Origin of the sequence: Dysosmobacter segnis (genome assembly GCF_014297285.1) — a bacterium.
GTDB lineage: Bacteria > Bacillota > Clostridia > Oscillospirales > Oscillospiraceae > Oscillibacter > Oscillibacter segnis.
The window spans coordinates 1-2134 of record NZ_JACOQI010000069.1 but is presented as its reverse complement, the minus strand read 5'-3'; the positions used below and the strand labels follow the sequence as shown (position 1 = coordinate 2134).

The window sequence follows — 2134 nt, the reverse complement described above, 5'->3', positions numbered from 1 at the left end:
AGATGTGTATAAGAGACAGGCAATATACAAGACCCTTAGCTCCACCACCTTTGACGCATTAGGCGATGAAGAAAGCGGACCTGAGGATTTTGAACTGTTGGTGAATATGGTTTTGGGGTTGCAAGATCCATTCGATCTGGACACCCGTTCGTTAGACCACGACCTCCTGGAGTTATTCTGGGACACGGTTGAGGGCATTCGAGAGGAACTACTTTACCGGCGGCTTGTCAGAGGTACTCTCCATTCTGTCAAATTGATTAACCCCAGTGGGTTGGTCCTGATCGAGTTCAAGGAGTTTTATCACCCATGGCTACACAAGACAAGTTGGTCGCCAAGACTACCGTCAGTTTCTCCGTATACCCAACGGCAGTACTCAACTCCAAGTTCCAGAACGTAAAAGTCCTGGGTATCCTGGATTCGAGTACGGCTCGGGACTTGGGGACTCCTGTGGATGAGTTGCACGTCAACGTGTTTAACTCCCTGCCAGCAGGTACCCCTAACGATCCTGATGCGTACATGTACGTTCGTATTGAGTTCGCTAACGGTCAACGTCAGATCCTGGGTATCCCGTGGATCAAAGAATCCAGTATCGTCGTGTCAAACTACACAGTGATCCAAGCCCGTATTGCAGGGGTTACTCCTGCGGACTGGGAAGAGATCCTTGCGCTGTTGAATGCCAACGGATACAACCAGGTTGAACTCAAGGCCGGTAATTAATTACGGCTCTCCTTAATCTATGACACGTTGGGCCGTGTCGGCCATTGGAATGACTGGGCTGTTGTTCTGATTGGTGGGACTAGAGAGGGGCTTCGGCCCCGATCTTTTTCTTTTGCCCATTTTGGAGTTTTTATGACGTCATTACGACGCCTGAACATCTCACTGGAAGACGGTGCTGATGGAACGGTACAGCAAGAGATCGAATACGCCTTCTTTGCTCGGGTTGAGTCCTGGGAATGGTTGGAACAAGCGACCCGTCAGGAGAAGCAAGAGCAGTGGGAGTCTTACCGTGAACGTGGTGAGGGCGCCTTTGCTCAGTGTCGTGTCCGGGCTACCGATGACAAGACGTACGAGATGTGCGTTAAGACCAAGACTCCTGGCGAGTTGGGCAAGAAAGAAGTAGAACAGATCTGCTCCAAGGATTTCTTCGAGCAATTCCGTTTCTTCGCCGACAAGGGTCTCAACAAGACTCGCTATATCTTCGAGATCGAAGGGACTGACCTGAAGTGGGAAGTGGATGTTTACACGACTCAATCCGGTGAGCGTCACCCTTGGCTCAAGATCGACCTCGAAGTACCGAGTGCCGAGACCGAGCTGCCGAAGTTCCCGTTCCCGCTGAAGGAGGTTATTGTTAACCAACCTGCTCAGCGTAGCGAAGAAGAGAAAGCTCAGATCAGTAAGCTCTTCGAAGAATGGACGATTAAGGTAGAGGCTGTAAAGGCCGAACCTGCTGAAGCCACTGCTGAATAATAGTGGGGCGGGTCACCGCCCTATTATGCCCTTGCGTAATTAAATCCACCAATGGGGAATAGTAATGAAGAGACCACAAGCTTTGGAGTCGTAATGGAGAACCATTTTATCAAGCCAGCGTCAGCGTATAAACGTGACCTGGACGTCTTGGGCAACTACAGACGTGACATGGCCTTATTCCTGAGCAAGCGTACTGGTAAACCTATTGAAGACTGTGTGGCCTACGTTCAGCGCCAGACAGGACCAGGGGGTAAGTTCGAGATCGTCGATCCAGCATTGCTCTGCTTACACCGTAATGAAGTTGGCGATCGTGGTCAACACGAAACCACCTTCACGCAGTACCTGAAAGACATCATCGAGAACCGCTGGCTGTTTGCACCAAGCATGACAGTCTACGAGCATCCTGATGTTCTGCCTTCCCTGCTCTCCGAATACATCACCGGTAACATCACTGGTCGTGGTAAGGTGAAACACGAGGCACAAGAAGCCAAGATGGCTGGTCAGGAGTTCAAGCTTAAGGCAGAAGCGTTCCTTAAGGCAGGTGACACGGTTCAAGCCAAGTTCATGAATCGTCAAGCGGCGACCATGTCTCTGTCTCTTATACACATCTAAAAGGGGGGGGGGGGGGGGGGGGGGGGGGGGGGGGGGGGGGGGGGGGGGGGGGGGG

The 2134-nt window shown here is 51.7% G+C and carries 3 protein-coding genes; all 3 read left to right on the top strand.

From position 1 onward, the window contains the following. The first annotated feature begins 306 nt into the window (after positions 1 to 306). The 3 genes from H8Z83_RS18945 to H8Z83_RS18935 all read left to right on the top strand — a co-directional run bounded on the left by H8Z83_RS18945 (position 307) and on the right by H8Z83_RS18935 (position 2079). Positions 307 to 717, top strand: a complete 411-nt coding sequence (locus tag H8Z83_RS18945; RefSeq protein WP_187016453.1) for a phage DNA polymerase-associated SH3 family protein — start codon at positions 307 to 309, stop codon at positions 715 to 717. A gap of 132 nt (positions 718 to 849) precedes the next feature. Continuing rightward, entirely contained in the window at positions 850 to 1467 is a 618-nt protein-coding gene (locus H8Z83_RS18940) for a CYTH domain-containing protein (RefSeq protein WP_187016452.1), read from the top strand. A gap of 93 nt (positions 1468 to 1560) precedes the next feature. Then, positions 1561 to 2079 carry a family B DNA polymerase gene (locus tag H8Z83_RS18935; protein WP_187016451.1) on the top strand — a complete coding sequence of 173 codons (519 nt, stop codon included), beginning with the start codon at positions 1561 to 1563 and terminating at the stop codon, positions 2077 to 2079. The last annotated feature ends 55 nt before the right edge of the window (positions 2080 to 2134 follow it).

Coding starts and splice junctions, on each gene's coding strand:
- H8Z83_RS18940 (WP_187016452.1), top strand. CDS start 850: ATGACGTCATTACGACGCCTGAACATCTCACTGGAAGACGGTGCTGAT.
- H8Z83_RS18935 (WP_187016451.1), top strand. CDS start 1,561: ATGGAGAACCATTTTATCAAGCCAGCGTCAGCGTATAAACGTGACCTG.
- H8Z83_RS18945 (WP_187016453.1), top strand. CDS start 307: ATGGCTACACAAGACAAGTTGGTCGCCAAGACTACCGTCAGTTTCTCC.